Origin of the sequence: Bacteroides stercorirosoris (assembly GCF_900142015.1) — a bacterium.
In the GTDB taxonomy this organism is placed as follows: Bacteria; Bacteroidota; Bacteroidia; order Bacteroidales; family Bacteroidaceae; genus Bacteroides; species Bacteroides stercorirosoris.
This window is the reverse complement of record NZ_FQZN01000009.1, coordinates 102,672-129,238: the sequence shown is the minus strand read 5'-3', so window position 1 is coordinate 129,238 and position 26,567 is coordinate 102,672. Positions and strand designations below refer to the sequence as shown.

At 43.7% G+C, this 26,567-nt stretch carries 13 protein-coding genes; 11 read left to right on the top strand and 2 right to left on the bottom strand.

Annotated elements, in window-relative coordinates:
- Positions 1–61 precede the first annotated feature (61 nt).
- The 6 genes from BUC01_RS25105 (at position 62) to BUC01_RS08640 (ending at position 8,849) form a co-directional block, all read left to right on the top strand.
- A complete protein-coding gene (locus BUC01_RS25105; RefSeq protein ID WP_139261834.1) occupies positions 62–658 on the top strand; it encodes a hypothetical protein in 597 nt (198 codons plus the stop codon).
- The gene (locus BUC01_RS08660; protein WP_244895741.1) at positions 597–2,066 is read left to right on the top strand and encodes an Mfa1 family fimbria major subunit; all 1,470 of its coding nucleotides are present in this window, start codon (positions 597–599) and stop codon (positions 2,064–2,066) included. The genes BUC01_RS25105 and BUC01_RS08660 overlap by 62 nt, the downstream gene beginning before the upstream one ends.
- A 14-nt stretch (positions 2,067–2,080) precedes the next feature.
- A complete protein-coding gene (locus tag BUC01_RS08655; RefSeq protein ID WP_025830926.1) occupies positions 2,081–3,106 on the top strand; it encodes a FimB/Mfa2 family fimbrial subunit in 1,026 nt (341 codons plus the stop codon).
- Positions 3,107–3,181: 75 nt separating this feature from the next.
- Positions 3,182–4,675: a hypothetical protein gene (locus tag BUC01_RS08650; protein WP_073313383.1), complete on the top strand. Its 1,494-nt coding sequence runs from the start codon at positions 3,182–3,184 to the stop codon at positions 4,673–4,675.
- 63 nt (positions 4,676–4,738) lie between these two features.
- Complete coding sequence (locus BUC01_RS08645; protein WP_073313379.1) at positions 4,739–7,876, top strand: DUF4906 domain-containing protein; 3,138 nt, start codon at positions 4,739–4,741, stop codon at positions 7,874–7,876.
- 13 nt (positions 7,877–7,889) lie between these two features.
- Complete coding sequence (locus tag BUC01_RS08640) at positions 7,890–8,849, top strand: DUF5106 domain-containing protein (RefSeq protein ID WP_034524050.1); 960 nt, start codon at positions 7,890–7,892, stop codon at positions 8,847–8,849.
- A gap of 74 nt (positions 8,850–8,923) precedes the next feature.
- Here the strand turns inward: BUC01_RS08640 and BUC01_RS08635 are convergent, their stop codons facing one another.
- On the bottom strand, positions 8,924–9,544 hold the full coding sequence (locus tag BUC01_RS08635) for a porin family protein (RefSeq protein WP_025830921.1): 621 nt from the start codon (positions 9,542–9,544) through the stop codon (positions 8,924–8,926).
- Positions 9,545–9,771: 227 nt separating this feature from the next.
- Here BUC01_RS08635 and BUC01_RS08630 point away from each other — a divergent pair, with 227 nt between their 5' ends.
- On the top strand, positions 9,772–11,577 hold the full coding sequence (locus tag BUC01_RS08630; RefSeq protein WP_025830920.1) for an AMP-dependent synthetase/ligase: 1,806 nt from the start codon (positions 9,772–9,774) through the stop codon (positions 11,575–11,577).
- 175 nt (positions 11,578–11,752) lie between these two features.
- Positions 11,753–13,771 carry a family 43 glycosylhydrolase gene (locus tag BUC01_RS08625; protein ID WP_025830919.1) on the top strand — a complete coding sequence of 673 codons (2,019 nt, stop codon included), beginning with the start codon at positions 11,753–11,755 and terminating at the stop codon, positions 13,769–13,771.
- On the opposite strand, the gene BUC01_RS08620 is transcribed toward BUC01_RS08625, so the two are convergent.
- Positions 13,765–18,123 carry a hybrid sensor histidine kinase/response regulator transcription factor gene (locus BUC01_RS08620; protein ID WP_073313376.1) on the bottom strand — a complete coding sequence of 1,453 codons (4,359 nt, stop codon included), beginning with the start codon at positions 18,121–18,123 and terminating at the stop codon, positions 13,765–13,767. The genes BUC01_RS08625 and BUC01_RS08620 overlap by 7 nt on opposite strands.
- A gap of 281 nt (positions 18,124–18,404) precedes the next feature.
- Here BUC01_RS08620 and BUC01_RS08610 point away from each other — a divergent pair, with 281 nt between their 5' ends.
- From BUC01_RS08610 to xyl3A, 3 genes are all read left to right on the top strand, one after another.
- A complete protein-coding gene (locus tag BUC01_RS08610) occupies positions 18,405–21,683 on the top strand; it encodes a SusC/RagA family TonB-linked outer membrane protein (protein WP_139261836.1) in 3,279 nt (1,092 codons plus the stop codon).
- Between the two features lie 22 nt (positions 21,684–21,705).
- A complete protein-coding gene (locus BUC01_RS08605; RefSeq protein WP_025830917.1) occupies positions 21,706–23,730 on the top strand; it encodes a RagB/SusD family nutrient uptake outer membrane protein in 2,025 nt (674 codons plus the stop codon).
- A 127-nt stretch (positions 23,731–23,857) separates the two neighbouring features.
- Entirely contained in the window at positions 23,858–26,446 is a 2,589-nt protein-coding gene (gene xyl3A / locus BUC01_RS08600; RefSeq protein WP_073313423.1) for a xylan 1,4-beta-xylosidase, read from the top strand.
- Positions 26,447–26,567 lie beyond the last annotated feature (121 nt).

The following is a 26,567-nucleotide window of genomic DNA, read 5'->3' as shown; positions in this document are numbered from 1 at the left end:
AACAGAAGAATCAATCGATATAGAATAAACTTAATTATAAAACATTTAATTTGATTACGCTATGAAAAAGAAATTTTGGAGCAATTTTTTCATGGGAATCTTGGCAATGGGACTCATTGCCGGATGTAGCAGCGATGAATGGGAAGAGGGCGGAAATACCCCGAATCCTGATTTGGAGGATGCTGTGTATATGAACGTGCAGGTGCAGTTGCCGGTGGCAGGGGCAGGAACACGCAGTAATACTAAACCGGAGGGCGGAAGTTCTGATGGAACTGAAGTCGGAAAGCCAGATGAGAACAAGGTAAAACGGGTTTTGTTGGTAATGGCCAATAAGGATAATAATAAGATCGTTTGTTATGGTGCCAACAATATTGAAGATGGTAAGTCTGAATCTTCTATTATCGGATCAATTCATAAAATCAATAAAACGGTATTGGCCAAATATTATGAGGATAATGGCACAAATGGAACATTGTCGGAAAGGACGGTGAAGGTGTATGTTTTTTGTAATCCTACAACAACTCTGGAAAAAATAGTTGCTGATGATGTAGACGGAACATGGATAAATGCAACTGCAGAGATACACGAAACATATAATGAGCAAAATCAGTCTGGCATCACAGGAGCAGATGGTGCCGCCATTTGGGGGGGGAAGTGATCATAAGAATGGCTTCTTGATGTCCAATGCAGGGGCGACTGAAAAGGATATCCCTGGAAATATCAAAGATTGGGATGTGTACCAATCTGCTGATAAAGCATTCAATTTGTCAGGTCCCAACAATGCTAATACTGAAAACGAAATAAACAATTCCGGGTCGATTAAAGTAGAACGTTCTGTGGCTCGTTTTGACTTCAGAGATGGAAGTCCTGTGGGTAATTTTACTTATACTTTGATAGAGGAAACTGAAGCTGAAGGTGGTAAAAAGCCTATTATCCAGATTCAATTGAAACGCATGGGATTGGTCAACATGAGTAAACACTTCTATTACTTGCGTCGTGTATCCAATGATGGGAAGAATGACGGTTCATTTGTTGGTGGCACAGAAACAAATGAGAATTATGTAGTAGATACTGATGCGAATGAAAAGTCTGCTGCTAATTTGGATAATTTTCAATTTGGAGACTATTTTAATTTCTGTCTTGGTTCCGGAGTAGGTAAGGATTGGACTATTAGCGCTGATGCACGTAACGGCTGGTATAATAGTTTGATGTCAGACGTTGTCGAAGGTGATGAAGATGACTGGGAAAATCCAGAAAAGAATAAATATCATATTTGGCGTTATGTAACTGAAAATACGATTCCTGCAGCTGGTGATGGACAGATTTATCAGAAGAATGGGGTTTCTACGGGTATTGTATTTAAAGGTAAAATAGTAGTACCGGAGAATACAATATCAGAAAAACATCAAACATTGATTGATGCAATAAAGAATGCAACAGGTGATTCTGATAAAGATCCTATTTTATACGCATATGGCAGCAACTTGTTTGTTTCATGGACTGAAGTACGTGCGTATGCTATTGCCAATAAAGAGGCTGATAAAGTTTTCTACGAAACTGTGTTCGGCACTAATTTTACAAAAACACCTGTTGCAGCGCAAGAGGCAAAAGGTGATACACCTGCTGTGGAGGCCGTTTATAGCGATGACACAAATAGCCCTGATTACGCTTGGAATGCATGGCACAATACAAAAGAAACTAATCCTGAAACAGTTAAATCACTTCTTTTAGCCTTTAAGAAAAAAGCGACAGGTGCTCTGTTCACCCTTTATCAATCCAGCATAGATGGTGAGGATGCAGGTTATTATTGCTACTATTATTACTGGAACCGTCATAACGATAACCAGGATCTTAGCGTGATGGGACCGATGGAATTTGCCGTAGTACGTAACAACGTTTATAAATTAGCCGTAACGAATATCAAACAACTCGGTCACCCGCGCATACCGGAAAATGATCCGGATCCCAAAGATCCCGATGATCCGGATGAAAGTAGTGACATTTACATTACCCTTTCTGTTGAAGTGCTCCCCTGGACCGTACGCGTAAACAATATCGAATTCTAAGAAAACCGACCGACATGCAAAGCAGAAAGCGGAATATAATTTCACAGTTTGTCAGCGTGGTGCTTGGCGCCATGCTGGCTACTGTTGCCTTGTCCTCGTGCGAGCGGATATTCGAAGACCTCGATCCATGTCCGCACGGTGTATCGTTGCGTTTCGTCTATGACTACAACATGGAGTTCGCCAACGCGTTCCCCAGGCAAGTGGACTGCCTGACGCTTTACATCTACGATGACAAGGACAATTACGTAGATACAAAGATAGTGACAGGGGCGGAATTGCAGGACGAAGATTACCGGATGACACTGGATCTTGAAAAGGGAAATTATCATTTCGTGGCATACGGCGGATTGGCCTGCGACAAAAGCTCTTTCTCGCTGCTACAAGCACCTGCGGCGGGCAGCAAACGGACAGACTTGCGCGCCGCCATGGATGCCGACTGCCTCACCGTGCCCGAGCGCCGCAACCTGCATGATATGTTTTGGGGACAACTCACCCTCGCCACTGCCGACCTCTACAGTGAAGGAACAGTGAAGATGATGAAGAATACCAACAGCATACGCATCGTGTTGCAGCATGTGGACGGAACACCGGTCAAAGCCGATGACTTCGACTTCGAAATCATCGATGACAACACGCTCTTCAACTATGACAACGACCTATTGCCCAACGGCGACGTCACCTACATTCCCTGGGCTAAAGGACAAGCGCAGACAGGTGTCTCCATCGTAGGTCCCGACCAGGTAGTGCCCCAGCCTGTCGAAGTGGCTTATGCCGAGCTCAGCACCTCGCGGTTGATGACCAAGAATTCTCCGCGTCTGCTGGTGAAGCGGCACGAAGACGGAGAAACAGTGATTGACTTCCCGCTCAACAACTACTTGTTGCTGATGCGAAGTGACCGTTACAGCAAGATGGGCGACCAGGAGTATCTGGACCGTGAAAGCCGCTGGACGCTCTACTTCTTCCTGCAAGCGGGCATTTGGTTGCAGACGCGTATCGTAGTGAACGACTGGGTGGTGAGGATCAACGACATCGAAATGTAAAGAAGAGAATAAGAACAAAGAGTAAGAGAACGGAAGCTAAAAACAAGTTTTTCAATCAGGAAAAAAGCGTTTCAAATGAAATTGCAGCATCGACATATCATCGGACTTTGCCTCTTGTGCGTTTTTTTGCTGGGGTTCGCTTCGTGCGCCAACGAATCTTTCGACCTGCCCCATGAAGAGGAGGAAGAGAACAGCATATACCTCACTTTCCACACTGCCGTGGCAGGGGTTTCTACCCGTGCGGACGAAATACCCGATGATGCCCGTATCAACCAACTGCTTGTGGTGATTGTCTCGGAAAATGATGTCCCGGAAGAGGAAAACACTCCGGAAGGAGGAGATGCCTCGGAAGGGGAAGCCGGCAATACCAACGATGCAGGCAAGAGATGGGTGGTGGAGCACAGCCGCTTGGTAAAAGGTGCTTCCAGCATCGGGTTGCCGTTGACTGACGAATATACTTTCAAAGTGCGGGCCGGTTGCCGGAAAAGAATCTACTTGTTGGCAAATTGCGCCGAGCTGAAGGACAGCCGGGGAGAAAAAATCAACTTTAGCAACAGTTCTTTTATTCCGGAAACTTCTTCTGGCACTTCCGCCAAGGAAACCGGTAAAGCCCCGATAGATGACTTTGTGTTCAGCGTAGGCGATGTCTACCGATACGATCCCGTCTCGGGCATTCCCATGACGGCCATGTACGAGATTGAGATACCCGATAGAAAGGACATCGGGAAGGATGAATTTTCTCTTCCGACTTCTCTTTATGTGATACGCGCAGCCACTAAGTTTTCTTTCGAATTCACCAACCGTTCTTCAAGGCGAGAGATCACGGTGACCGGATTTTCCCTCACCAAAGCCGTTGGTGACCGGATGTACCTGATGCCGCATGTAAACAAGAATAAGGACGGCAGGTATTGGGTAGTGAATTCGGAACGTAATGGCGTCATATCTTTGCCTGAAACCGATGCACCGGCGGGCCATAAGGTGACGGAATGGGACTGGATAAGCTGGATGGCAGCGGAAGCGAAGAAAACCGGAAAAGGCGACAATATAGACCAATATCAATGGCTGACCGACTATGATATACCGGACGCTTCGGAAGGAGGATCCGGAGAAAGCTCCCGTGTCAGGGTAGATTTTAAAAAATCGGTGATACTTCGTGCCCTATCGGATGCCGGACCTAAACCTGTTCTGTCGGAATCCGCTTATCTGCCCGAAAGCCGAACGCTGAAAACTACCGGCACCGAAGAGGGCGGCGCGGCGGGAAGCGGTGCGGTCGGCTCCGGTTTGAAATTGCAGGAATATGAACTGACCGTATATACCGAAGAGAATTTCTGGGATGAATGGCCGGAAGACGGCACCACGTGGAGAAAGGTGGAAAGAGAATATACCGCCCGCCTGGAGCATCTTGCCTCCCTTTTTCGCAACACGCACGTGAAGGTGAATATCGTTTTCAAAGATTACACGTTTGGCTGGGAAGTGGATGTGGAACCTTATTGGGAAGTGGAGCTGGATCCCGTATTCGGACTGGACGAGACGCCCTCCACGAACGAACCGGTTAATCCGGCGGAATAAGAAAATGCTGAAGAATCAACCGTTCCTTTAGTATAGAAACATACTCGAAAAAAGACAGAAGATATGAAACGCAACTTTTTGACATACATATTTTTATGCATATTGCTTTTGGGCGCCGCTTCCTGCAAGGACGACTTGCTGTATGGCGGCGGAATCATAGGTGAGGGGGAAAGCGTCATCAGCGGAACCGTGAAGTTCAAGCCTCTTACGCCTGCGCTGAACGGAACCACGCGTACACCCGGAAATGCGATAAAGAGTATTGACAGCCTTTGTGTGCTGTTGTATGATGTGGAAGGAAAGTTGGTGAAGAAATATCCGTTAAAACGGGCAAGTACCGGAACTCCCAATGAGGGGGAATACGTGCTTTCGGAAGAAGATCGCACAGAACACAAAACCGAGTCAATCGGTGATGAAGACAAGAATCTTCCCCCCGCCGAATCCGAGACTCCCCATGCTGAATTCAAGCTGACCGTTCCTTTCGGGTATTATTATGTCTATGCGGTGGCAAACATGGACGACCTCTCCGGGCATGAGGAGGCTATACAGACAAAAGAGGGATTGAAAAATATTTCCCTTACATGGAATGCAGGGGATATCGCTGCCAATAACCAAATGTTCGGATTCTTTAGCGAAGCTTCTACGGAGGCCGACGCACCCTTACTGACCATCAACAAAGGAACAACATCATTGCATGCTTGGATACGGCGGGCGGCATCAAAGATAACGATTGCGTACGATGGATCAAAACTTGAGGAAGGGATATTCGTCTACCTTAAATCCGTAACGATTAGAGATATTCCATCAGTCTGTCTGTTAGGAACTGAAAACAAGATAGAAAGAAAAGAAGATCTTTTGGGGGAAGGAGAGTTTATTGATTATTCGGAAGAAGGTGTGACAGAGTATAATGAACTCTGGAAGGCCCGTATCACCAAAGGCAGGCCCTATTATTATTCCGGTTGTGATGCTGCTTTGACCGAAGACGAGTACAGGGAAAAAGGTGGTAAAAAAGCCGCCCATGCTGAAGATTTAACGTCGCTTTTCTTTTACGAAAACATGCAAGGTAAGGGGAAAGATAAACAGCAGGACAAGGAGGGGGACGGAGTGCTTGATGCTCCCGGTTTTGAAGGCGACGAAAAGTATTGTTTGAAAGATGGCAAGCCCTATGGTACCTATATCGAGGTGGAAGGCTACTACCACTCTATTCATCCGGAGAGACCCGGAAGTGGAAAAATCAAATATCGTTTCATGCTTGGCAAAAATGTCACTACCGACTATAATGCCGAACGAAATCATCACTACAAATTGACGTTGGTGTTCAACCGTTTTGCCAATGATGCTGATTGGCATATTGAGTACAAAGAAGAGGTGCCTAGTATTCAAGCGCCTGTGCCTTACTATATTTCATATCTTTATAATCATTCGGCAACAATGCCTGTAAAGGTTAATGTGCGGGAGGGGTACCGGTTGAAATCATTTGAGGCGGAGATTGACTCGAATGCCTGGGCGCCTTATAAACCGGATCCGGGTTTGGAGTATTTTAAGCAAATGGATCCGGATGCGACTCCTGGTATTCCTTTGAATCAGTGGAATGGCTTTCTTTCTTTACGGAAGACTAAAGCGACTGTGATAAAAGAGAAAGATGAGAATGGCAAAACGTGGACTAATGAAACTTATTATAAAGAACATAAACGTGGTAACAGGACTTATTATAATAATGGAGAGCTGAATAAAGAGGATAATATTGACAGCGATGGTACATATACAATGAAATATGACCCGGATAAAAATGAGTATATTTTCAATTTGCCCATATATACACGTGCCAAGCAGATGCTACCTAGTACCGGATATACCGGGAATAATCCGTATGTGGCTTACCAGCGTAAGGCCGTGATTAAATTTACAGCAGTAATGGAGAAAATGGATGATCCTGGTACAACAGAAACAGTAGTGGGTAGATCCACAGTCATACAGGTGCGCCGTGTAGTAAATCCTAAAGGTGTATGGCGCGAACATAATTCAACTACGCCTTTTTATGTTGTCTTAAAACGTCTTCCTAAGGAATCCAGCAACTCCTTTGAAACCTTTACTTCAGAAGGGGCGTGGAAAGCTTATGTGGTGAGAGGACCTGAGAATTTCGTTACTCTTAATGGAAGTAGTGACACAATAAGGGGAAATACGGGTAGTCCTATTGATTTTACAATTGGATTCCAAGGTACAATTCCGGAGACAGAGTCGCGTTGCGCTATTGTTCGGGTGGAATACCATAATTACAGTTGTGTTCATCTGATATTTATCCGCCAAGGTAAAGCTCCTATGGCTTTAATTGAAGGCGGAAGAAAATGGCATGCTTGTAATATGAGAACTATAACGGAAGAGGGACAATGTCCGTTGGATGAAGGGTCGATGTTTAAATTCGGTAATTGGAACGAACCGCTTGATGCGAAAAGTAATGTGTTTAAAAACTTTCAGAGCGAAAAAATGACTGATTTTCTTATTGCGGGAAGTTCGGTTACGAAGAAATGGGAGAATATAACGTCATCTACGTATTCGGGAAATTTTGCATCTACTACAGTGAATGGAAAACAGGTTTACGTAGCCTCTTATAAAGATTATGAAGATTTGTGGCAGAGTGGGGATATAGAGCAAGGTTATGGAGTACTTTATGGAAATGATGCCAAAGAGACACTTTCGGCAATCGATGAAGTATATGGATATAGGTATGATAATCACAAATCTGCAAGTGATACAGGAGCTGGTTATGGTATGCGCGGAACTTTTGTGTATAATGCATCAGAAGATGAATATGGTGGTCGTAATCTATTTTTTCCTATAGGAGTGACTGGCTATGGACATCGTAAACATCGGGATTTACCTGGTAAGTGGCAATCTGCAGTATTAAGATACTCTGCAGGACGAATGGAAAAAATGGATGATAATGAAGCCCGAAATAGACCTTTGCTTTATGATCTTTACCGGCGTCCAGGTGCAATTTATTGGCTTGAAAGAAAGGAAAATTCAACTCGGGACGGTACTGAAAATATTATAGCATGGGATTTTAACTATTTTACATTGGATTTTAATTACATGCCTGCCGCAAATGTATTTAAAAAACAGGAAGGTGAATCGGATGAACCTGGTGCTGTGACTAAGGAGAATCACAGTGACGCCTGCTTCATCCGTTGTGTAGAGGAGCCTTGATTTCTCTTTTTTGATGAAAATAAGTAGTAAGATATTTCTGTTGCCATGCCTCATGTTTGCCGTTGTCAGCGGCAGCATGAGCGCACAGCGATTATCTTGGTTGAAGCAGCAGTCATCCATGGTAGCAAGCATTGTCACCGACACAGTTGCTTTAGATTTGCCCTTACCTGCCATTCCGTCTGCCTTGCGCACTCCCCACGAACGTGCCGCCTACCTTTTGACACACTTTTGGGACAGTATGGATTTTGCGGATACCCTGCGCAGCCGGCATCCTGCCTTTATGGAGCAGAACCTTGTCAATTTTCTATCCCTCTTCCCCCATGCTCAGGCCGAAGCCCGCACCGGAGCTGTAAAAGTCCTGATGCAACGTGCCGAATCTGATAAAACCCTTTATCTGCTGCTGGCCGAACTGGCGGAAAAATATCTCTATACCAACAGTTCGCCCATGCAGAACGAAGAACACTTCATTCCCTTTTTGGAAGAAATTGTAGATACCTCCCTACTGGACGAAACAGAAAAGTCGCGTTTTCGTTTTCTGCTTTCCGCTGCCTTGAAGAACCGTCCCGGCACAATGGCAACCGACTTTACTTATCTCACACCTAACGGTGAACTGCAAACCTTATACACCGTCCCTGTTACCTGTAGGTTATTGCTACTATTCTACGATCCCGATTGTTTGCACTGCCGGGAAACCATAAATGCTCTGCGCACCGCTTCCCGCCTGCAACAACAGATAGATAGCGGGCAACTTACCGTGCTTGCCATCTGCGTAGGAGAAGATCGGGACTTATGGAAAAGTTCCTTGAAAGATCTGTCCACCCAGTGGTTTACAGGTTTCGATATGGGTTGTATACGCCAGGAAGAACGCTATTTATTACCTGATATGCCGATGATGTATTTACTTGATGGAGAGAAGCGGGTGGTGAAGAAAGAAGTGTCGTTGCATCAACTGCTACTGGAACTTCAAGAGTAATGCTGTGGTAAACCCATTGAAAAATATACAGAAAAGGGCACCATAAGTGCCCTTTCTCAATCATTCTATGTTGTTTAGAACATAAATCCTAAAGAAATCATCAGGTTTCGATTCTTAGTTCCTGCATCTGAAGTTTCTGTTAAACCGAAATCGTAACCAATGGAAATCTGGTATTTTTGGCTGAACTCCATACCGGCTTTTAACCCCAGACCAAGGTCAAAACGTTTGAAACCGTCATCACCGAAAATATTTTCAGATGAAGTACCAACACTGGATTCAAGTTCATTCTTAATTTCGCCTGTTGTTTTTAACTTCCCGAATAATCCGATTCCAATATAAGGACCTGCATTAGCAAATAAAGTGAAATTATCACTTACAGCATACTTGTAACCGACATGGACAGGAATCTCTAAATAACAAGGGTTCAGTTTGATACTGCCGAAAGCACCGCCATCTACTTTAGCTCCTTTTAAAGAAAGTAATGCGCCGAAATCCATATAAGCTCCTTCTGTTACTTGTGGTAATCCAAGCTCTGCCTTAACGCCGGCGTGGAAACCTACCCGGCTATCAAAGCCGCTAACTTTGATATTGCTTACATTCATACCTGCCGTGACACCCCATCTGAGGTTCTCTTGTGCGTTGACACTCCCAAAACCTATCGCCAGTATGGCGATTAATGCTAAAATCTTTTTCATGTTAGTTAAGTAATTGCGTTGATATTTAAAAAACTATCGGGTGCAAATATATACATATATTTGTATTTCTTTGGAAAAACGAACAGAAATGTAGGGCAACCACTCTTTTCTAGAGCCGGATAGTACTAATATTGCGGAAGTATATACTAAATATTTAATTCTCAATATAGAAATAGTTTCAAATGAAACCACTACCTTTGTGCCGAATTTACCAATATATGAATAATATGACTTATCATCATTTATCTGTCCTCGTACATCGGCGGGCAGAGAAGTATGGCGACAAGGTGGCTCTGAAATACAGGGATTACGAAACGTCGCAGTGGATCCCCATCACTTGGAATCAATTCTCACAAACAGTCCGACAAGTTGCGAATGCACTCGTAGAGTTAGGAGTGCAGGAGGAAGAAAACATAGGAATCTTTTCTCAGAACAAGCCCGAATGCCTTTATGTGGATTTCGGGGCATTTGCTAACCGTGCGGTGACCATACCTCTGTATGCTACCAGTTCACCGGCACAGGCGCAGTACATTATCAATGATGCTCAGATACGTTATATATTTGTAGGCGAGCAATTCCAGTATGATGCGGCTTTCAGTGTCTTTGGCTTTTGCCAATCGTTGCAGCAATTGATCATTTTCGACCGTGCTGTAGTACGCGACCCTCGTGACATGACTTCCATTTATTTCGACGAGTTCCTGGAAACAGGAAAAGGTTTGCCGAACAACGATATGGTGGAAGAACGTACTTCCCGTGCATCGGATGATGACCTTGCCAACATTCTTTATACATCCGGTACAACTGGCGAACCGAAGGGGGTAATGTTGCATCATTCTAACTATATGGAAGCTTTCCGTATCCATGATATCCGTCTGGTAGATATGACCGACCGGGATATTTCCATGAATTTCCTCCCTCTGACGCATGTCTTTGAGAAAGCATGGACATATCTTTGTATCCATAAAGGTGTGCAGATTTGTATCAATCTGCGTCCGGTGGATATTCAGACTACTATTAAAGAAATTCGTCCGACATTGATGTGCAGCGTTCCCCGTTTCTGGGAAAAAGTGTATGCCGGTGTGCAGGAGAAGATTGCCCAGGAAACAGGCTTGAAGAAGGCTATGATGCTGGATGCCATTAAAGTTGGCAAAATACATAATATTGATTATCTCCGTAAGGGCAAGACTCCGCCGTTGATGCTTCATCTGAAGTATAAATTCTACGAGAAGACGGTTTATGCTTTGCTGAAGAAAACTATCGGTATTGAAAACGGTAACTTCTTCCCTACCGCCGGAGCTGCCGTGCCTGATGAAATCTGTGAATTTGTCCATTCGGTAGGTATCAATATGTTGGTTGGCTATGGTCTGACTGAATCGACGGCTACTGTTTCTTGCTTCCTTAACCAAGGTTACGAAATTGGTTCCGTGGGCACCGTGATGCCTGATGTAGAAGTGAAGATTGGTGACGAGAATGAAATACTTCTGCGTGGAAAGACTATCACGAAAGGATATTATAAGAAAGCTGAAGCTACTGCTGCAGCCATTGATAAGGACGGTTGGTTCCATACCGGTGATGCCGGTTATCTGAAGGATGGCCAGCTTTATCTGACTGAGCGTATCAAGGACTTATTCAAGACTTCCAATGGTAAGTATATCAGCCCGCAAGCTTTAGAAACGAAACTGGCTATTGACCGTTACATCGATCAGATTGCCATTATTGCCGACCAGCGTAAATTTGTGTCTGCCCTTATTGTACCGGTCTACGGTTTTGTGAAGGATTATGCCAAGGAAAAAGGCATCGGATATAAGGATATGAACGAGCTTCTGCAACATCCCAAGATTATGGGATTGTTCCGTGCCCGCATAGACACCTTGCAGCAACAGTTCGCACACTACGAACAAGTGAAACGTTTTACTCTTTTGCCGGAACCGTTCAGCATGGAACGTGGTGAACTGACTAATACCTTGAAGTTGAAGCGTCCTGTGGTTGCAAAGAACTACAAGGAGGTGATAGATAGAATGTACGAAGAATAAAGATATACCTATTTACTGAAAATGAAAAACTCCCGGTTAAAAGCCAGAACTTTTAATCGGGAGCTTTTTATATATCCATGTGCCTAAAAAGTACACGTATATTACCGGTTTGTCCCCTCCTGGCTGTCCTGTACCGCATATATTTGCATCATCACTTTATATTAACTTGTGTAAGATGTATAACTTATCTATTACTACAGGAAAAATAGCGGACGGCATTTCCGCATTGTTAATGCTTTGTTACATACTAATGGTACAGTCATGCATTGTTACCGTACAAACTACAGCTTCTTTGTCGTCTGACAATGGAGACGGTACTTATACCAATCCGGTGATTAATGCCGATTATCCCGATCCTGACATTATACGGGTAGGTGAAGACTTTTATATGGTCAGTTCATCATTCGTTGCTATGCCGGGTATTCCTATCTGCCATTCCAGGGACCTTATAAATTGGCGTATCATAGGGCATGCCTACGACAGCATCACTTTCCGCCCTCAATATAGAATGGAGAATGAACAGACAGCGTATAGTCGTTTGTGTTGGGCTCCTTCCATTAAATATCATGACGGTACCTATTATATAGGAGTTAATATTGCCGATGATGGTTTTGTAATGTTTAAGAGTAATAAACCGGAAGGACCGTATTCAATGCATAAGTTTGACAGGCGTTTGTATGATCCGGGATTTTTCATTGATGATGATGGGAAGAAATATGTCACACATGGAAAGACGAAAATATACCTGACACGTTTGAAAGATGATGGAACCGGGGTATTGGATCCTGATGATGAGGATACCTTGATTATGACAGCTCCCAAAGGATATGAATATCTTTTTGAAGGATGTCACACTTATAAAAGGAATGGCTGGTATTATATATTCAATCCGGCATTGGGATACAATGGGGTACAGATGATCAGTCGTTCCCGTAATCTTTACGGTCCATATGAAACTAAGGTACTGATTGATGATGATATCAACTATGCCGGTGCTGGTGTACATCAGGGCGGATATGTAGAGACACTTGAAGGCGAGTCGTGGGCCTATACTTTCCAGGACAGGGATTATATGGGTAGGTGTGTGATGCTGTATCCGATGAAATGGGAAGAGGACTGGCCGGTGGTAGGTCCGGAAGGCAAACCGGGAAAAGGAGTGGTAACTTATAGAAAACCGGCAGTCAAGGCTGAGCAGGAGATTACATTTCCCCAACATTCGGATGATTTCAGTTCTTCGGAACTGGCTCATGCTTGGGAATTCAATCATGTACCCCGGAAAGATAAATGGAGCCTGACGGATCGTCCCGGTTATTTTAGGATATATGCGCAGTATGCAAAGGGATTTGAATGGGCACGCAATTCTCTGACACAGAAAGTCTCCGGACCTTATAGTTCGGGAACTGTTTCGTTGGATCTGTCCGGACTCCGTGAGGGTGATTTTGCCGGAAATGGCATTATGGGGAGGGTCATGTACCAACTGGGAGTACGGAAGAAGGCGGATGGACTTTGGCTTGAAATGAGGCAGGGAGGAAGAGAAGGAGAGGTAGTTGTCGATAGTCTTCCTGTCAAAACTGATAAGATATACTTGCGCACTGAAGTGACAAAGCAGGGATCTTTGCTGTTTTATTATAGTCTGGATAATCTTGAATATAACCGTTTGGGTCCGGAAGGAGTTTCCAATTTCTGGGGATTTCTAGGTATCCGTCATGCTTTATGCTGCTATAATCTGGATAAAGGAGCTATTGGCGGCTATGCCGATTTTGACTATTTTGAATTAGAAAGTAATCGCAGGGGAAATCACTATGATGCATTTACCGGGATAGACTTTTCTCAGTATGATGATCGTGAAGGTATGAAATTAGTACGTCCGGTAGCAAAACGACCTATGCAGTTTATTTCCGGGGTACGAGATGGAAACTGGCTCGTATTCAATAATATGTGCTTTAAGCGGAACCCTCAAAAAGTAACTATCGAACTTCAGGCGGAGACTCCCGGAACAGTGATCGAGATAAGGGAGGGAAGTATCGATGGAAAGCTGATAGCCGTTTGTCCGGTAAATCAGAACCAGACCCCGGGAGAGTGGGAGAAACAAACCTTTGAGGTCAGTGAAACAGTAAAAGATAAGTCCCAAATTTACTTCCTGTTCCGTGGACAAAGCCAGGGACTTGCTATAAAGAGCTTTATCTTTTACTGATCCGGATTATCCTCCTTGTTATTAATGGAGTTTTTATACTCACTTGGAGTAACTCCCATGTGTTTTTTGAAGCATCTGCTGAAATACTTCGGATCGCTGAAGCCAGTCATATAAGCTATTTGAGAGAAGTTGTATACATCACTTCTGATCAGCTGGGCGGCTCTCTTTACACGAATTTCCCTGATAAAATCTACCGGAGGCATTCCTACAATGGACTTAAGCTTCCGGTAGAAAATACTCCGGCTCAGCAGTAACTTGTTGGCGAAATCATCTATTACCAGATCCGGATTATCCATCTGTTCTTCCAGGAAATCCATCACTTCTTTCATGAATAACTTATCGTGCGGCATAACTTCAGGTTCCGAAGGAGTCCAGTCCTTGGAATTGTCGGTTTCATTGTTTGCTGATAACTGCTTCATGAATATTTCCTGTAACTGCTTACGCTTGGTAAACAGAGAAGCAATACGGGCTTTGAGGTACGAAGAACTGAACGGTTTCGTAATGTAATCATCGATACCTTGTTCCAAAGCGGTGATACGGTCATCCAGTGATGCTTTTGCTGATAGAAGAATGATCGGTACATAGCAGATATCTTTGTTTTCCTTGATACGTTTAATCATTTCCAATCCATCCATGACAGGCATCATCACATCACTGATTATCATATCGGGTATAGCTTCCGATGCAAGTTTCAAACCTTCTTCTCCATTTGCTGCTTCCAGAACAGTGTATTTCTTTGATAGTATATTTCTGAGCAGGTTTCTCAGTTCACGATTATCTTCTACAATTAAAATGGATAAAAAATCCTCTTCCGAGCTGTTTTCAGATTCAGTTATACCGTTACCTGCAACTGTAGCAATATCTTCTGTATTGTCCGAACTGTCAGTAAGGATTAATTCGGCTTGGGTATCTTTCTCAAAAACTTCACGTTCCAAAGGTAAAGTCACACTGAATTCGCTGCCTGTTCCCGGCTGGCTCTTAACCTCTATATTTCCGTGGTGCATATCCACCAACTCTTTGACGAGTGATAAACCAATGCCTGATGAAGGTTGCAGAATATTGTTGTTCTTACTTAGTGTCTCAAAGCGTTTGAAAAGAGAACCTATCTTATCAGGAGCAATGCCAATCCCTTCATCAATAATGGAAATGCGGATATGCTGATCCGATCTCTGTACTGTAATTTTTACCGTTTTCCCGGGTAGAGTATATTTGAATGCATTGGATAGCAGGTTGAATACTATTTTTTCCACTTTGTCCCTGTCTATCCATATATATACTTCTTCTTGATCAGTTTTGAATGTGAAGTCTATTTGTTTCTCTTCAGCAATCAGGCGGAAGTTTTCTGTGATTTTCATCAGGAAAGCAATCAATTCTGTTTGCTCGACCATTACTTTCATTTTCTTGTTCTGTATCTTCCGGAAATCGAGTATCTGATTGACAAGACGCAACATGCGTTCCGTATTCTTATGTACAACGGTCAGATGTTCCCGTACGGAAGGAGAAATGGTCTGGTCCTCCAGAACTTCACTGACCGGACTGGAGATAAGTGTCAATGGGGTACGTAGCTCATGTGAAATATCGGTGAAGAATTTCAGTTTGATATTTGATAATTGTTGTTCCATATCCACTTGGTGACGCAGACGATAAATGTAGGAGAAGATATACAGAATTAACCCGGTGAGAAGAATGAATGCTGCAAGGTATGCCAAAAAGGCCCAAGGAGTCTCCCAGAAAGTAGGAATGACTTTGATGGAAAGTGTACGTATATTGTTTACCCATACTTCATCACTGTTTGTTGATTTAACCTGAAGACGATATTCGCCTGCGGGCAGATTGATGTAACTTGCCGATTTGTTTTTATCGCTATAATTCCATTCTTTTTCAAGACCTTCCAGGCGATAGGCATAGCGTATGTCATCCGGTCTTGTGAAGTCTAAGGCTGAAAACTGTACATTAATATTTCGTTCCGAAGGATGTAAGGTTATCTCTTTCAGATCATCGGTGGAGACAATTGATTTCTTTCCGTTGACTTTCAAATCAGTGAAGACGATGGGAGGTACATAATCACTTTTCTTCATCTGTTCCGGAACAATTTCCAAGAAGCCCATATCTGTGCCGAAAATCAATTGTTTTCGGGCGTTTAAGGTGGGTATCGCTTCGCTAAAGTTCATTTTTTGTCTGAGAAATCCTGTACTATAGTTCTCGAAAGCCTCTGTTTCCGGATTAAATTTGGATAAAGCGTTTTCGGATGCTATCCACAGATTCTTTTGGGAATCTTCTATCATGGCTAGGACCATATCGGAACCTAATCCTTCCTGCTCGGTATAATACTGAAATTCAATATTTTCGCTAAGAAGGGTTCTGGATGTGATTTTGTTGACTCCTCCGGTGAATGTCAATACATAGATATCTTTATGGCTATTTTCATATATATGCATAATGTCGTTTCCTGTCAGACTGGAAGGTTTGTTCCTGTTTTGTATATTTCTGTAGAACTTGATTTCTTCCGGTTGTGCAAAGTCATTCGAGAATGTCACTAAACCAAAGGTGGTTCCTACCAATAGGATACCATTTTCCGTTCCTGTGATATAGCGGATATTATGGCAGGTACTGAACGGATAGTTTTGTAGTTTATTTCTGTGGTTGATAAAGTACACTTTTCCCTCAGGGGTTTGTTGCAACAGATTTAATCCACCACCGTAGCATCCTACCCAGATGTTGTCATGATTATCGGAATATATGGTAAATATGTCATTGTAACTCAAACTATATACGTCTTCGGAGTCGTACACATAGTTTTGTATGTTGTAATTCCCATCGGCTTTCTTTGTGAGTTGGAATAGTCCGTTTCCTTTGGTTCCTATCCAGATTGTTCCGTCCTTTCCTTCGCAGATGCTGTAAACACTGGCATTGAATGATACTTTATCTCTATCTATCTTTCCCTGTGAAGACAAGTAACCGGCTAGGCTGCCATCAGGGTGGTATATCCTGACATATTCGCTTTTGGAAGCTACCCACAATCGTTGTGAACTGTCCAAAAGGAAAGCACGGATTTCGAATCCTCTGTCTATCCCTTTCAGATCATAAATTTGTGGATAGAAAGACATTTTCTTTATTCCTCTGGCGCTGACTAGCCAGTAGTTTCCTTGTCTGTCTTGATAATGATAGCGAACAAGCGGAGCAAATAGTGATTGGGGGTTGTCCGGATCTGTATAAAAAGCTTTCAATTCTTTATTTTTCCTGTCATAATAACAGAAGTTCCCATTATGGGGAATCAGCCATAAAGTACCTTGTTTATCTTCAAATATGATATTTTTGTTCTCTCTGCCATAATTCACGACCTCTTTTTCGGGTGTAAAGAGGTATTGCTTTTCACCTGTTGCCGGATTAAAGCGTATCACTCCGGGAGTAGTGGGGAATATCCATAGCTCTCCCTCTTTATCTTCATAAATGGAGATAGCTTCATTGGAGGATTGCATGGGAGTGCGGATATCAATTAGCTGAGAAGTCTTATTTCCCGGATTGAACAGGATGACGCCATTATCAGTGGCTATGGTGAGTAGCCCATGGTTGGTTATGTCTAAAGAGCTTATTTTGTTGATGGGGTAAGGAAGCTCTATGAATTTTATGCTTTCAGTTTGTTGGTTATAATAGGCTATCTTTTCAGAAGCGGAAGCAAGGTAAATTGTACCGTTGTATTCCTGAATAAACCGGAAAGGAAAATCGCTGTCGATTTTCTTGCTACCTATAATGGATATACCTTTGTCTGTCAATATCCACTCATCCTTATCGGAATCCTGGAAGATAGTGTGGATGTGTTCACCTTTTAAAAAGCCATTGAATGTGCTATAGAGTGTAATTCCGTCTTTTTCTTTATATCTCTTTTCATCGATTCTGTAACAATAACCTTTGTCGCATGTCACCCAGGCTATGCCTTCTTTTAGGGGAAATATTTTCTGAACAAAGTTTCTTCTTTGCATATCTTTATCTACTGTTTGCAGGACATCGTAGAAGATTTCAAGATGCGTGTCGAATATATAAGCCTTGCTGTCATACGTCTGGCACCAGATATCGCCATATGCGGTTTCTGAAATGGAGGTTATCCGATTGTTGGATAGTGTATATTCTTTATGTGGCGCGGATTTGTAGTTCTTGAATGTATATCCGTCGAACTTATTGAGTCCGTTACGGGTACAGATCCAAATAAAGCCTTTCTGATCTTGTAAAACTACTGATGCGATATCTTGGGGTAGTCCGTTCTCTGCTGTAAAATCAGTAATCTGGCAGATGGGCTGTGCCGATGAAAACATCGGTATCATTAGGTATAAAAAGTAGATAATCAGTCGTCTCATAGTACCGTTTTGAATAGTGCAGAACAAATGTATGGAAAAAAGGGAATAAATGAAAAGTATAGGACCTGTTTGACCGAAAAAGCCGATATTTCGCCCGAATAGTCCACCTTCTTTTTTGTTCCATTTTGAAAAAGTGCACTCTTGTTACCTGATTTTATTCCGTTGCTATGATACAGGTTGGCTATTTTTGCAGAGTGAATTATTTTAATCATTAACTATTAAAAACACATTAACTTATGAATTTTGAAAGACTTGTTCAAAGGACAGCTGCTACTCTCTTGATGAGTATGATCTGCCTTATCTCTCTTGCACAGAGTCGTACTGTTTCAGGTGTTGTGCTCGATAGCAGAGGTGATCCTGTTATTGGTGCTAATATCAGAGTAGTAAGTGACGCTTCTATCGGTACAATTACAGACCTGGATGGTAAATTCTCCCTTGCCGTGCCGGGTACAGCCAAACAATTGGAAATAAGTTTTATCGGAATGCAGACGCAAACTGTATCCATTGTTGCAGGGCAGCCGGTTCATGTGACATTGGCTGAAGATGCTGAGATTCTGGATGAAGTTGTAGTGATCGGTTATCAGACGGTGAAACGAAAGGACCTTACCGGATCGGTAGCCTCTGTTTCGGGTGAGCAAATTGCAGCTATGCCTGTTGCCAATGCAGCCCAGGCTTTGCAGGGTAAGCTGGCCGGTGTAAATGTAACAACGCAGGATGGACGTCCCGATGCCGCTGTTTCTATTCGTGTACGTGGTGGAGGTTCTATCTCACAGAGTAATGACCCGCTGGTGTTGATTGATGGAGTCAGTGGTTCGTTAAGTGATATTCCGGGCGATCAGATTGAGTCGATTGACGTTTTGAAAGATGCCTCATCAACAGCTATTTATGGTGCCCGTGGTGCTAATGGTGTAATTCTTGTTACCACAAAGGGGGCTAAAGAAGGACGTGTTGTTGTCAGCTACAATGGTTATGCGAAGTTCAATACACCGACTAAGTATATGGATGCGCTCAATCCTTATGACTACCTGGCATATAGCTGGGCAAGTGCAGCTTCGGTTGGTGGTAACAGCTATATGGAACCATTGGAGAAACTGTATGGAATAGGACGTTATACGACTACCAACCCTGGCGGCATAGAAAGTTATCGCAATGTGAAGGCGGATAATATCCAGAAGAAGATTTATGGAGATTCTTTCTCTCATAATCATGACCTTTCAGTTACGGGTGGTACTGAAAAGACCAAAGTGCTGTTTGGGGTAAACTACATGGACGAGGATGGTATGAAACTCGCTTCTTATTACAGACGTGCCAATGTGTCGTTGAAAGTGAACCAGAAGATTGCCAAAAACCTTGATTTGAGTCTTGATACCCGTTATACCAATATTAAAAAGATGGGTGATGAGGGTGTTACAAATGGTAGCGGATCAGTTCTGTCATCTTCTTATCGTTTCCGTCCAATTGCAACAGATGATATTTTGGGTGATTTGTCTGCAATGAATGAAGGTATGATTGAGAACTATGCCAAACAGAGCCAGTGGGACAGATATAATCCGGTAAACCGCATCAATGACAAGTATGCGCCGAATGCCCAGCAGTCATTGCGTGGAATTCTCTCGCTGAACTGGGGAATTGTAAAAGGATTGACCTATCATACTGACCTGTCTCTCAGTCAGACCTGGAATCAGAATAAAGAATGGACGGGAGCCATCATAAATAACTATCTGGATGATAATACCGGCGAAGTTTTATATGCAGGTAATGCGAATCTGGAGAAAAAGAATAGCTGGGGACTTCGTTGGACAAATACTTTGAGTTATGACTTTACTTTAGGTAAGATACATCGGGTGAATATCCTGGCCGGCCATGAAGTTTCCGATTCGGGCGGTGACGGACTGAAAGCCTCAGGAACTTATTTCCCTGCCAACTTTACGAAGGAAAATGCATTTGCTATGATCAATCAATATGACAGCACTAAAGGAATGGGGGATTTCTCTTCAAGTGTTTCTACGCCGAGCCGTATCCTTTCTTTCTTTGGTCGTTTGAATTATAACCTTATGGAACGTTATCTGCTGACGGTTACGTTCCGTGCGGATGGTTCATCTAAATTTGCTCCCAGTAACCGTTGGGGATATTTCCCGGCAGCAGCTTTGGGCTGGCGTATGTCTGAAGAAGCATTCCTGAATGATGTGAACTGGTTGGATAACCTTAAACTCCGTGTTTCCTACGGTGAGGTAGGTAACGATGGTATAAATTCCAGTTTGTGGTCACAGAATTGGGAGGCTACCAGTGACAAGAGATATCAGGGAGCTGTGAATGGTGCCTTCTTACCTTCTTATTCACTTGGTGCAGATATGGCGAACAAGGATCTGAAGTGGGAAACTACGATTACCCGCAACATTGGTGTTGATTTCGGTTTCTTTAATAGCCGCCTGACCGGTACGATTGATGCCTATTGGAATACTACCAAGGATTTGCTGATGAAAACTGCCATACCGGGTATTACGGGTTTTACTACAACCTATGCCAATGTAGGCCAGACCAGCAATAAAGGTGTTGAAATTGCTCTTCAGGGTGTACTCGTGAAAACGAGGGACTGGAATGTAACGGCTGGTTTCAATATTAACTTCAATCGCGGTAAAGTGGACAAGCTGGCTGATAATGTTACCGGACTTTATGGTACGGAATGGGCTACTTCATCTACTTTCCCGAAATCGGATTATGTCTTGAAAGAAGGACGCCCTGTTGGCTTGGTACGTGGCTTGACTGCCGATGGATTCTATACTACCGATGATTTCACTTATGAAAATGGAGTGTATACCCTGAAAAAAGGAGTTGCGGATGTTTCTTCTGCTGTATTCCCCAACTATCACTTGCACAATGGTATAAACGAACGCCCTGCAGGACAGTTGGCTTATCCGGGTATGGCAAAGTTCAAAGACCTGAACGATGACGGTATTATCAATGATGATGACGTGGATGTTATCGGTGATATGACACCTGTCCATACCGGTGGTTTTAATATTAATGCTACCTATAAGAATTTCGATTTAGGTTTGTATTTTAACTGGAGCTATGGCAATGAAATCTATAATGTAAATAAGCTGGCAGCACTTTATGGTTATAAAGAAGGTGCCGTTTACGAGAATAAGCTCTCTATAGTAAAGGATTGCTATAAAATCTATGATGTAGTGAATGGAGAATTAGTCGCATTGACCACTCCTGAACAACTGAATGCTGCCAATGCGAATGCTAAGTTACCACTGGCATACAGTGAGAATGGTTATGTATCTACATTAGGTATTGAAGACGGCTCTTATCTGCGTTTGAATACACTGACTTTGGGGTATACTTTACCGAAGAGCATTCTTCAGAAGGCGGGCATCAGCAATCTGCGTGTTTACGGAAGTATCTATAATGTCTTTACGATTACAGGATATTCCGGAATTGATGCTGAAGTAAGTACATCCACTTCTACAAAGACCTATCCTCAATTGGGTATGGACTGGGGTACTTATCCGCGTGCACGTTCCTTCGTACTGGGTGTAAATCTTAGCTTCTAACCATTTAATAAAAGATGAAATTATGAATAAGTATATAAAAATGGCATTTGCGTCAGCCTGCTGTGTCTTGTTTGCACAGTGCAGTGACTTTCTGGAAACTTCTTCTCCTTCTAATACAGATGACGAGTTTGTAACTTCCAGTCCCGCAGAAACTTTAAAGACTTTGTCAAGAGCTTATGCTCTTTATCGTGAGTCGTGTAATGGGGCATACGATTGGAACGACCATTACCGTTCGGATATCGAATATTTCCCCGAGAATAATACTTCCAATAATATCAATGCAAAGCTGGTTCCCGAACAGATTCCTTGTGACCACATGAAGGGTAGCTTCAATGCTTTGTACAATGTGATCTCCTATGCCGGAAAGACAGCTGATCTGATTGCTGCCAAAGCAGTTTATCAGGATGATATCGCAGCAGGCAGAACTTCCGACTGGACACACCTGAAAGGTGAAGCCGAAGCATTGCGTGCATTATGCTATTTTGACTTGATTAAACATTGTGGCGATGTACCATATGGCTATGAGAATAACTATGTAGATGATTACGGGCTGACTTCACGTTTTGATATTTATGATGCACTGATTGAAAAATTGAAAGCAGCGGAACCGTATATGTATAAAGTAGGGGAAGGCGGTTTGAACGGTGAGCGTATTACGCGGACATTTGTTGATGGATTGATTGGTAAAATGGCTCTTTATGCCGGAGGCTATCAAACTATCCGTACGGATATGCCGGAACTTTATGGAAGTGTACAGTTCGAAACTCTCAGTACGGATGCTAAGCGTAAATGCGCTTATGCCCGTCGTTCTGATTACAAGAACTATTATATTATAGCTGAAGACTATTTGCAGAAAGCTCTTTCAACCAATGCAGGAACTACCAAACTGGTTACTACGGATGAGCGTAGCTATGCAAACAATCCTTTCCAACGTCATTTCCAATATGGAATGGATCTTCTGATGAGTCCTGAAGCCATCTTTGAAATAGGTTGTGTACAGAATCAGGCTACAAGCCGTATGTATTGCTATGATTTCGGTCGTGGTTCTAACGGTGGTAACAATACTGCCCCGAATAAAGTATTTGCCGGTATACGTATGGTGCCGAGTTTCTATTACGGTGGTTATGACAATGCAGATAAACGTCGTGATGTCAGTGCAGTGGTTACCGGACTGGATGGTAAAGGTAATGAGTTGGCATTTACTTTTAAGGCAGGTGCTAAGGTTGACGGAGGTATTTGCTTGAATAAATGGGATATTTGCCGCCAAAATCCTTACTTTGTCGGTCCCCAGATGGGTGCAGGCTTCAATATGCCGATTATGCGTGTAGCTGATGTTATTCTGATGTTAGCGGAAGTGAAAGCAGGATTGGATGCAGATACTGAAGCTATAGGCCTGGTTAATCAGATTCGTGAAAGAGCTTTTGGTGATGATCTGCATAATATTTCCGGTTTGTCCGGTGAAGCTCTGAAAGAAGCTATTCTGCTGGAACGTAAGTTTGAACTTTTCGGTGAAGGGCATACCGGTTACGACCTGGTGCGGAGTGGTAAATTCTCACAAAAAGCAATGGAAGTACGTAATGAAATGTCAACCCTTGCTGAGAATCTGAAGACTAAAGGTTATCATGAATTTGAGAATGGCAACATCTTACCCGCTTACATCTGGACAAAGCAGGTTGCAGGAGCCAAACTGACTTATGACTGTACGGATGAAAACGATCCTGTACTTTTCCCGGGATGGCGTGGTGTATTGGATTTTGCTCAGTTAGGGTTGTCTGTTAATGGAACTAACCATAATACCGCTATCAAAGGGTTATTTGAATATATTGCTCCGGATAGTGAGACTGCTGCGGAATTAGAAGCGGAAGGATATGTAAAGACAGAGTGGGGAAGCACTCTTGCCGCCAATATTGATATTTATCTGAGTAATATCCTTCCGGGCATTACATCGGAAGAGAGTGTTCCGTGTTATTACTGGCCTATTCCTTATGAAACAATTAGTCAATCCAAAGGAAAAGTGACAAATGGCTATGGACTGCCACAGCAATAATAGGTATTTAACATAGAGCTTTGAAAAAACTGCAGGATTTCATCTCCAACGGATTTAAAATCTTGCGGTTTTTGTCGTACTATTTCATTTAATATATTAATTTTGTGAAATTATAGAATAGACAATGATGAAAGGAAGACTTTTTTACTTACTGCCTTTCCTTGCTTTGGCGGGTTGTGGAGAACCATCCTACAAGGATGCTTCTTTATCCCCTGAAAGGCGGGCGGAACTTCTGGTGAAGGAACTTACGCTGGAAGAGAAAGCGCATCTTATGATGGATGGTTCCCGTCCCGTGGAACGATTGGGTATAAAACCGTATAACTGGTGGAATGAGGCGCTGCATGGCGTTGCCAGGGCAGGATTGGCTACGGTCTTTCCCCAGCCGATAGGTATGGCGGCATCGTTCGACCCTGAAATGGTGTATGAAGTGTTCAATGCCGTGTCGGACGAGGCACGCGCGAAGAATACCTACTACGCATCCCAGGATAGCCGTGAGCGCTATCAGGGCTTGACCATGTGGACTCCCACAGTGAACATCTACCGTGACCCGCGTTGGGGCAGGGGCATCGAGACATACGGTGAAGACCCTTATCTGACAAGCCGGATGGGAGTGATGGTAGTAAAAGGTTTGCAAGGGCCTGCCGATGGAAAGTATGACAAACTGCATGCCTGTGCCAAGCACTTTGCCGTACATTCGGGGCCGGAGTGGAACCGTCACTCTTTTAATGCGGAGAATATAAAGCCGCGTGATTTGTATGAAACTTACCTGCCGCCTTTCGAAGCGTTGGTGAAAGAAGGGAAAGTGGAAGAAGTGATGTGCGCTTACAATCGTTTTGAAGGTGATCCCTGTTGCGGAAGCGACCGTCTGTTGATGCAGATATTGCGTGGAGAATGGGGATTTGACGGCATTGTCGTATCTGATTGCGGTGCAATAGCCGATTTCTATAACGACCGGGGACATCACACTCACCCCGATGCGGAATCAGCCTCTGCCGCCGCAGTGGTCAGTGGAACAGATTTGGAATGCGGTTCCAGCTACAAGGCTTTGATAGAGAGCGTGAAGAAAGGATTAATTTCGGAAGAGACAGTGGATACGTCTGTCAAACGACTGATGAAAGCCCGTTTCGCATTGGGCGAAATGGATGAGCCGGAGAAAGTGTCTTGGACAAAGATTCCCTTCTCGGTAGTGGCATCGGCTGCTCACGATTCTCTGGCATTGAATATAGCTCGCGAGTCCATGACATTGCTGATGAACAAGGATAACTTCCTGCCGCTGAAACGTGGCGGACTGACGGTAGCCGTTATGGGGCCGAATGCGAATGACTCCGTGATGCAATGGGGAAATTATAACGGAATGCCGCCACACACTGTTACCATTCTTGATGGAGTGCGGAATATGCTGGGTGCTGATGATAAACTGATCTATGAGCAAGGTTGCCCGTGGGTGGAAAGAACTCTGATTCAGAGTGCATTCAGCCAGTGTAAGTCCGACAAGGGCCCCGGCTTCACGGCCCGTTACTGGAATAACCTGGAGCGTGAGGGCGAACCGGTAACCACTGCACAGGTCACCACTCCTTTCCGCTTCTGCACTTCGGGTGCTACGGTGTTTGCTCCGGGGGTGAATCTGACGGATTTCTCCGCAACTTATAACAGCGTATTTACTCCAAAAGAATCAGGAGAAATCGTCCTTGAGGTTTATTGCTATGGCAGTGGAAGACTTCGCGTGAACGGAGAAGAGGTGAAAGGGTTCTCCAACAAGCATGGCGCAAGAAAATCTACCCATGCGATGAAGGTGCAGGCCGGTAAATCGTATGATCTGGAACTTGATTTTGAATATCTGAGAAGTGATGCACAGTTGAACTTCGATCTCGGATTTAAGAAAGAAGTGGATATCAGGAAGTCAGTGGAACGTGTGAAGGATGCGGATATCGTTGTTTTTGCGAGCGGTATATCTCCCAGCCTTGAAGGTGAGGAGATGGGAGTAAATCTTCCCGGTTTCAAGAAAGGTGACCGTACGGATATTGAATTGCCAGCCGTTCAGCGTGAATTGATTGAAGCCTTGCATCGTGCGGGTAAGAAGATTATTCTGGTCAACTGTTCGGGATCGCCTATCGGTCTGGAGCCTGAGACTCAGAAGTGCGAAGCTATCCTGCAAGCATGGTATCCCGGTCAGCAAGGCGGTACGGCTGTTGCCGAGGTGCTGTTCGGTGATTATAATCCGGCCGGGAAATTGCCGGTTACGTTCTATCGTAATGTATCTCAGCTTCCCGATTTTGAAGATTATAACATGACCGGAAGAACTTACAGATATATGCAGGATGCGCCTTTGTTCCCATTCGGTTACGGACTTAGCTATACCACTTTCGGCTATGGCAAAACCGCACTTGACAAGAGTGAGCTTACAGCCGGACAGCCATTGAGACTCACCGTACCTGTCACGAATACGGGTAAGCGTGACGGAGAAGAAGTGGTGCAGGTTTATCTCAGAAAACAAGGGGATGCGGAAGGACCGGTGAAGACACTGCGTGCTTTCAAACGTGTGCGCATCCCGGCAGGAAAGACCGTCAATGTAGAGTTCGATCTGAAAGATAAAGAACTGGAGTGGTGGGACGATCAGTCCAATACGGTAAGAGTGTGTCCGGGTAACTATGATATTATGGTAGGGGGAAGCTCTAAAGAGGAAGATTTGCAGCGGACGACGATTGCTATAAAATAGTTGTTGGAAAGCGAAAAAAATCCCCGAACACTTGACATCGCCTTTCCGATGTCGTATATTTGTATCCGTAAATCCATTTAAGATTCAATTTTAAATTAGCGCGAACGGAGAGGCACTGCTT

What these genes read in the sequence shown, in the direction of transcription:
- BUC01_RS08645 (WP_073313379.1), top strand. Translation starts at nt 4,739, where the DNA reads ATGAAACGCAACTTTTTGACATACATATTTTTATGCATATTGCTTTTG.
- BUC01_RS08635 (WP_025830921.1), bottom strand. Translation starts at nt 9,544, where the DNA reads ATGAAAAAGATTTTAGCATTAATCGCCATACTGGCGATAGGTTTTGGG.
- xyl3A (WP_073313423.1), top strand. Translation starts at nt 23,858, where the DNA reads ATGAAAGGAAGACTTTTTTACTTACTGCCTTTCCTTGCTTTGGCGGGT.
- BUC01_RS08660 (WP_244895741.1), top strand. Translation starts at nt 597, where the DNA reads ATGAGCAAAATCAGTCTGGCATCACAGGAGCAGATGGTGCCGCCATTT.
- BUC01_RS25105 (WP_139261834.1), top strand. Translation starts at nt 62, where the DNA reads ATGAAAAAGAAATTTTGGAGCAATTTTTTCATGGGAATCTTGGCAATG.
- BUC01_RS08620 (WP_073313376.1), bottom strand. Translation starts at nt 18,123, where the DNA reads ATGAGACGACTGATTATCTACTTTTTATACCTAATGATACCGATGTTT.
- BUC01_RS08610 (WP_139261836.1), top strand. Translation starts at nt 18,405, where the DNA reads ATGAGTATGATCTGCCTTATCTCTCTTGCACAGAGTCGTACTGTTTCA.
- BUC01_RS08655 (WP_025830926.1), top strand. Translation starts at nt 2,081, where the DNA reads ATGCAAAGCAGAAAGCGGAATATAATTTCACAGTTTGTCAGCGTGGTG.
- BUC01_RS08625 (WP_025830919.1), top strand. Translation starts at nt 11,753, where the DNA reads ATGTATAACTTATCTATTACTACAGGAAAAATAGCGGACGGCATTTCC.
- BUC01_RS08630 (WP_025830920.1), top strand. Translation starts at nt 9,772, where the DNA reads ATGACTTATCATCATTTATCTGTCCTCGTACATCGGCGGGCAGAGAAG.
- BUC01_RS08650 (WP_073313383.1), top strand. Translation starts at nt 3,182, where the DNA reads ATGAAATTGCAGCATCGACATATCATCGGACTTTGCCTCTTGTGCGTT.
- BUC01_RS08605 (WP_025830917.1), top strand. Translation starts at nt 21,706, where the DNA reads ATGAATAAGTATATAAAAATGGCATTTGCGTCAGCCTGCTGTGTCTTG.
- BUC01_RS08640 (WP_034524050.1), top strand. Translation starts at nt 7,890, where the DNA reads ATGAAAATAAGTAGTAAGATATTTCTGTTGCCATGCCTCATGTTTGCC.